The organism is Coprococcus sp. HCN-4056 (assembly GCF_037892645.1).
Classification (GTDB): Bacteria; Bacillota; Clostridia; order Lachnospirales; family Lachnospiraceae; genus Coprococcus; species Coprococcus ammoniilyticus.
Genome location: NZ_JBBKBL010000006.1, coordinates 213,303 through 220,080, shown reverse-complemented (window position 1 = coordinate 220,080; position 6,778 = coordinate 213,303). Strand labels below are relative to the sequence as shown.

General features: G+C 40.5%; 6 protein-coding genes and 1 pseudogene. 6 read left to right on the top strand and 1 reads right to left on the bottom strand.

Going from position 1 to position 6,778, the window contains the following annotated elements; all coding sequences use genetic code 11:
- The 3 genes and pseudogenes from WKT03_RS11155 to WKT03_RS11145 form a co-directional block, all read left to right on the top strand.
- A pseudogene (locus WKT03_RS11155) lies at positions 1-268 on the top strand (ATP-binding protein); the annotation flags it as partial.
- A 34-nt stretch (positions 269-302) separates the two neighbouring features.
- Positions 303-851: a hypothetical protein gene (locus WKT03_RS11150; RefSeq protein ID WP_117785623.1), complete on the top strand. Its 549-nt coding sequence runs from the start codon at positions 303-305 to the stop codon at positions 849-851.
- Positions 852-908: 57 nt separating this feature from the next.
- A complete protein-coding gene (locus WKT03_RS11145) occupies positions 909-1,958 on the top strand; it encodes a S66 family peptidase (protein WP_340392060.1) in 1,050 nt (349 codons plus the stop codon).
- Between the two features lie 265 nt (positions 1,959-2,223).
- Here the strand turns inward: WKT03_RS11145 and WKT03_RS11140 are convergent, their stop codons facing one another.
- On the bottom strand, positions 2,224-2,658 hold the full coding sequence (locus WKT03_RS11140; RefSeq protein WP_118615380.1) for an RrF2 family transcriptional regulator: 435 nt from the start codon (positions 2,656-2,658) through the stop codon (positions 2,224-2,226).
- Between the two features lie 463 nt (positions 2,659-3,121).
- Here WKT03_RS11140 and WKT03_RS11135 point away from each other — a divergent pair, with 463 nt between their 5' ends.
- The 3 genes from WKT03_RS11135 to WKT03_RS11125 all read left to right on the top strand — a co-directional run bounded on the left by WKT03_RS11135 (position 3,122) and on the right by WKT03_RS11125 (position 6,770).
- The gene (locus WKT03_RS11135; RefSeq protein WP_340392058.1) at positions 3,122-3,271 is read left to right on the top strand and encodes a hypothetical protein; all 150 of its coding nucleotides are present in this window, start codon (positions 3,122-3,124) and stop codon (positions 3,269-3,271) included.
- Between the two features lie 45 nt (positions 3,272-3,316).
- Complete coding sequence (locus WKT03_RS11130) at positions 3,317-5,215, top strand: Ig-like domain-containing protein (RefSeq protein ID WP_340392056.1); 1,899 nt, start codon at positions 3,317-3,319, stop codon at positions 5,213-5,215.
- Between the two features lie 244 nt (positions 5,216-5,459).
- On the top strand, positions 5,460-6,770 hold the full coding sequence (locus tag WKT03_RS11125; RefSeq protein ID WP_021944776.1) for an O-acetylhomoserine aminocarboxypropyltransferase/cysteine synthase family protein: 1,311 nt from the start codon (positions 5,460-5,462) through the stop codon (positions 6,768-6,770).
- Positions 6,771-6,778 lie beyond the last annotated feature (8 nt).

The following is a 6,778-nucleotide window of genomic DNA, read 5'->3' as shown; positions in this document are numbered from 1 at the left end:
GGGGAAGGATGCAAAACCGATAAAAAAGCAACTGGAAGTCGATTTTATCTGTAATAAGGGTTCTAAAAAGTATTATATCCAATCAGCGTATATGCTGGAGACGGAAACAAAAATGGCACAAGAAATTCGCCCTTTTTTGAAAATAAATGATTCATTTAAGAAGATTGTAATTACATCTAATATACCAAAACCCTTTTATAACGATCAGGGAATTTTAATCATGAATGTATATGATTTTTTATTGAATGCAGATTCGTTGGAACTATAAGAAGTAACTGGTAAACAGGAATTTGGAGGGAAAAATTATGAAACTCGATAATTTTGTTGATATGATGACGGGACACTTTAATAACAAAGAGCAGTTTGATAAGATGAAGACAGAAGGAAAAATATATCCTTATGCAGAACACATTAATACAATCTGTAATGGAAAAATTTTGAACCTTCCTAAAGATTTTAATGGTAAATTTGTTGTTGAAGAAAGCTACTATGAGATAAATGGGAAACGCAATGTTTCACCACATCTTTTCCTTATTACAGAGAAAGAGGATGAAATTGTATTGTATTCTTATGAAATACCTAAAGGAGAAGATAAGAGTACATTTTCATATAGTTCTATGAAAAATGTTGATTACACCGAATTGAAAAAATCCGAAAAGTTTACCCCGGCAATCTACCATGAAAAGGATGGAATCTGGGAAGGAGGCAGTACAAGCCAGTTCTCTCCGGTAATGACATTTAAGCTTTGGGAAAAGTTTTCTGATAGTTGTCTGGAGGTATCTGAAAGCATGGAAGTTAATGGAAAGAAAACTTTTGGATATGATGAACCAATTATCTATAAGCGAGTATAATCCAAGAATGGAATATTGCGATAAATTCCTGTTCGTTGGGCTAAAAGGAGGAGAAAAATGAGATATCCGAAATTTTTAGAAAAAGGTGGAACGATTGGCTTTGTTGCGCCATCTTTTGGTTGTAATATAGAACCATATCGGACAGCATTTGGTCATGCACTTGATACATTCCATGCTAAGGGCTATCAGACGGAGCTTGGTCCAAATTGCTATGAAGGTTGTGGCATCGGTATCAGTAATACGCCGGAGAAATGCGGTCAGGAGATTAATGAAATGTACACATCAAAGAAAAATGATGTTCTGATATCCTGCGGCGGTGGAGAGCTGATGTGTGAGACTCTTGATCATATTGATTTTGAACGCTTAAAGAAAGCAGATCCGAAATGGTTTGTGGGATATTCGGATAATACGAATCTGACTTATCTGCTGACAACGATCTGTGATACAGCTTCTGTTTATGGTCCATGTGCGGCAGCGTTTGGCATGGAGCCGTGGCATGCATCGATAGAAGATACATTTGCATTGCTTTGCGGTGAGAAGAAAAGCCTGCAGGGATATCGTGGATATGAGAAGGAATCCCTGAAGGATGAAGAACATCCGCTTACACCGTATAATATCACTGAACAGAAAGAACTTCATCTGTATAAAACAGATGCGACGCATGGATCGATTGCTGTCGATGAAGTATTCATGGCAGGCAGACTGATCGGTGGTTGCATGGACTGCCTGGTGAATCTGCTTGGAACGAAATTTGATAAAACAACGGATTTTCTGGAACGCTATAAAGAGGATGGATCCATTTGGTTCTTAGAAGCCTGTGATCTGAATGTGATGGCGATCCGCCGTGCTATGTGGCAGATGGAGCATGCGGGATGGTTCCGATATGTGAAGGGCTTTCTGATCGGACGCCCGCTGGTGCATGGACAGGAGATGATGGGGCTTGACCAGTATCATGCGGTACTGGACATTATCGCCCACCACAATGTGCCGGTTATCATGGATGCCGACCTTGGTCATATCGCACCGATGCTGCCACTGATCTGCGGCAGCTATGCGAACATCACCGCTACAGGAAACAACCTTGTGGTTGACATGAAGTTGAAGTAGAATATTCCCATTCGGGGAAGTGTTTTTGTGGATAAGAATATCTTTTAAGCGCACGACAGCCCATCGTTTAAAAATCGATAGTGCAGTCGACTGAGTTTCCTATGATTTTGTGCCATGTCGTCGCCGCAGATGATTTTATTGCGGCAGAGACATGTGCATATAAAATTATAGGAAATGAGGGTAGACAAACGTGATTTTAAACGATGGGCTGTCGCGTGCTGGAAAGATAGTCTTTCACAGCATAGAGCCCGAATGGGCTACAAGGCTATATGCAGTATTCGTCGCCGGCTTCAGGTCGGCTGTTGCAGAGGTCTGCGATGGTGGTTGTGTCAACAACACTGCAGATCGCACTGTAAAGCCGCTTCCACAGATTGTAAGTGGAGCAGATGGATTCACGCTCACATTCAGGCGCATCCTCTTCGACACAGGCAACAGGGGCAAGCGTTCCTTCTGTCAGACGAAGAACTGCACCGACTGTAATGTCTTCCGGTGCTTTTCGTAACAGGTAGCCACCCTGTGGACCACGGACGCTTCGGACAAGTCCGCCGGAATTTAATATAGAAATGATCTGTTCCAGATATTTATCAGAGATATCCTCGTTTTTTGCTACATCCTTTATGCTGACCGGCTTACCATTAGAGTTGGCTGCTATATAGATCATAAGCCGTAATGCATATCTTCCTTTTGTTGATATTTTCAATGTAATACACCTCCAAATTACACGATCATAATTCATACTAATTTTCTATGAATTGATTATACACCAGTTTAAAAGAAAAAGCTACAGAAATATTTCTATTTTCCTATTGATAAAGTAGGAATATAAAAAGTAAGAATTAAAAATTGAGTTTTCATCAATAATTTGGTATATTGATTTTGTAAAAGGTGGTATATGGGGAATTGGTACTGACTGTTTCTATAAGAAATAGGATAGGATATAGTCAGACCAAACGACAATATAACGAGGGTATGGCAATCAGACAATTTATTGTCAAAGAGCACGTTTTTCAATGGGGTATTAGGAAAATCGTTCAGGATACAGGCAATAGAATACTGCCGTCATCTCGATATTGACGTTTCACATCCAACCGGTCAAGGTCTTCGACCGGATTCAATCCATTAAGAAAAAATTTCTAAGCCTTCTGTTAGTGTTGTGCTTTGTTATGGCATTTGGTTCAATAACAGCGCTGGCAGCAGAGGGACAAACAACAGACATATGGGATGGTACAGCAGATACAAGCTGGTACACGGGTCATGAGACAGAGAGTGAGTACCATATAACGACGGCAGAACAGCTTGCCGGACTTGCGTAGCTTATTAACACAGGTACTATAACCTTTGAGGGAAAGACTGTTTATTTGGATAATGATCTTGATCTGGATAAACGTGAATGGATATCCATTGGCAAAGGTAAAGGTGGAAGACAGGCAGCATATAGTTTTTGTGGTATATTTGACGGACAGGGACATGTAATTTCTAATTTGTATTCCCGTGATTCGCTGATGCCAAAAACGAATGTGGGGGATGATGAGGAAAATTGTTATAGACAGGGCTTATTTGGAAATGTCTATGATGGTGAGGTCAAGAATCTTGGTATTGAAAATGCTGATATTATAGTTGATCTCAATGATGCATCTACATATGGAAAAGGTATATTAGTAGACTGGCTTTGTAATTCCAAAATTACAAATTGTTGGACATCTGGTTCTATTTCAGGTGGTGCATATCTGGAGCATTATGTTGGCGGACTTGCAGGATGTACCTTGAGAAATAGTACTCTTACAGGATGTTATTCGACTGCAACTATTACAGGAAATTATAAGGGAACTTGTTATAAAGAAGAAGATGTAATGACGTATTTTGACTGTCTGGGTGGTATTGCAGGAGGAATGCTAGACGGAAGCCTTACAGTCGAAGATTGTTGGTTTTCTGGAAAAATCAATGTTAATTCTATACAGGCAACAGTTGGTGGAATGGTTGGATATTCAGACAATGCAAGTGTTACTAATTGTATGGTAACTTCTGCAGACCTTGCTGCAGATGAAGGTGGCAATACCTGCTGGGTTGTCTATAGTGGACTTAGTCTTGGTACGGCAGAAAACAATTACTGGCCGGCAGATGACCGGTATCAGGCAACGCTTCTTAAAGAGCAGGATGGAACCGCTGTGTCAGATTTCACATCTGCGGATGTGCTTTTCGGACTTCAGGCAAAGCAGGGAGCAGGCATTGAATGGGTAGCAGGAATCGATCATCCTACATTTGCATGGGATGACAGAAATATTCCGGCAGATTATACAGCAGTTGATGCGGCTATTGCAAAAGCGGACAAGATAGATGGAACACTGTATTCTAATTATGAAGATGTAAAGGCTGCCATTAATGCTGTTGACCGTAAAAAGAGCAAGTATGAGCAGAAGATAGTAGATGCAATGGCAAAATCTATTGAGGATGCTGTTGCAGGTCTGAAAGAGAAAGACAACGGTAAAGACAACAATAAAGATAATAATACCCCGGTTACCCCACAGATAAAGACATATACAGTAACATTTAAAGCAGCAGGTGGAAGCGCAGTTAAGGCGCAGAAGGTAAAAGAAGGTAAGTCAGTAAGTAAGCCGAAAAATCCAACAAGAAAAGGTTATAAATTTGCAGGCTGGTATACAGGAAAAACTGCATATAAGTTTGATACTCCGGTTAAAGCCAATCTGACATTAACTGCAAAGTGGACAAAGATCAAGGTGAAGAAGATCAAGATCACAGGAATGTCCAAGCAGATTGCAGCAGGTAAGAAGATTAAGCTGAAAGTAACCGTAACTCCAAAGACTGCAGCAAATCGTACAGTAAAATGGAAGAGCAGCAATAAGAAATATGCAACTGTAAATTCCAAGGGCGTTGTAACTGTAAAGAAAGCAGGAATAGGCAAGAAGGTAACGATAACAGCGATTGCAAAGGATGGAAGCGGAAAGAAAGCAACCTACCGTATAAAGATCATGAAGAAAGCTGTTAAGAAAATTACCTTAAAAGCATCAAAAACAAAAGTAACTGCCGGTAAAAAGGTAACAATAAAAGCAACTGTCACTCCTGGAAAGGATGTATACAAAAAGCTGACATATAAGAGCAGTAACAAGAAGTATGCAACTGTAAATTCCAAGGGTGTTGTTACTACCAAGAAAGCAGGAAAAGGGAAGACTGTAAAGATCATAGCAACTGCAACAGATGGAAGCGGTAAGAAAGCAACTATTAAGATCAAAATTAAATAATGCCTAAAGCAGTTGTATGTAACAAATAAATATAAACCGATAAGCTAAAATAAAGGATGCTGAACCACGGGATAAAGCCTGTGGTTTGGCATCTTTTTCCATTTTCTGAAAAATATTTCTATTATCCTATTGACAAAGTAGGAATAGAGGTGTAATATACATGCATAAGTTAAATCATAGTTTGTTGATAGGAATAAGCGGAAACGTACATCAGCCGGGAGAAAAGAACAGGAGATTAGAAATTATGGCAAAGAAATCATACAGCGAAAGAAATTTAAAATTTGAAACATTACAGTTACACGTAGGACAGGAAACACCGGATCCTGTAACAGATGCAAGAGCAGTTCCGATCTATCTTACATCATCATATGTATTCCATAACAGCCAGCATGCGGCAGACAGATTTGGCCTCAGAGATGCAGGTAACATTTACGGAAGACTTACAAATCCTACAGAAGACATTTTCGAAAAGAGAATCGCAGCATTAGAGGGTGGCGTAGCAGCACTTGCAGTTGGTTCGGGAGCAGCAGCTCTGACATATGCACTTCAGGCAGTTGCACATAAGGGTGACCACATCGTAGCAGCAAAGAACATCTACGGTGGAACATATAACCTTCTTGCACATACACTTCCGGATTTTGGAATCGAGACAACATTCGTTGATCCATTTGACTATGATGCAATCGAAGCTGCTATTCAGGACAATACAACCGGTATCGAGATCGAGACACTCGGAAATCCTAACTCAGAGGTTGTAGATATCGAGAGAATCGCAAAGATCGCACATGCACATAACATTCCATTGATCGTAGATAATACATTTGCAACACCTTATCTCGTTCGCCCGATCGAGTACGGCGCAGATATTGTTGTGCATTCCGCTACCAAGTTCATCGGTGGACACGGAACAACGATCGGTGGTGTCATCATCGACAGTGGTAACTTCGACTGGACATCCAGTGACAAATACCCATGGTTAACAGAGCCGAATGTATCTTACCATGGAGTAAGCTTTGCAAAGGATACAGCACCTGCTGCATTTGTTACTTACATCAGAGCGATCCTGTTAAGAGATATGGGCGCAACTATCTCACCGGTACATTCATTCATCTTCCTTCAGGGACTTGAGACGTTATCCTTACGTGTAGAACGTCATGTTGAAAATGCACTTAAGGTTGTACAGTATCTGAAAGATCAGCCACTGGTTGAGAAGGTAAATCATCCATCTATCTCAGAGGATCCTGAACAGCAGGCATTATATAAGAAATATTTCCCAAATGGAGGCGGATCAATCTTTACATTTGAGATCAAGGGCGGAGCAAAAGAAGCACAGGCATTTATCGATCAGCTTGAGTTATTCTCACTCCTTGCAAATGTTGCAGATGTAAAATCCCTTGCTATCCATCCGGCATCAACCACTCATTCAGAGTGCAACGAGGCTGAGCTATTAGATCAGGGTATCAAGCCGAATACAATTCGTCTGTCCATCGGAACAGAGAACATCGACGATATTATCGAAGATCTGGATGAAGCATTTAAGGCAATCGCAGAATAATCAATAAT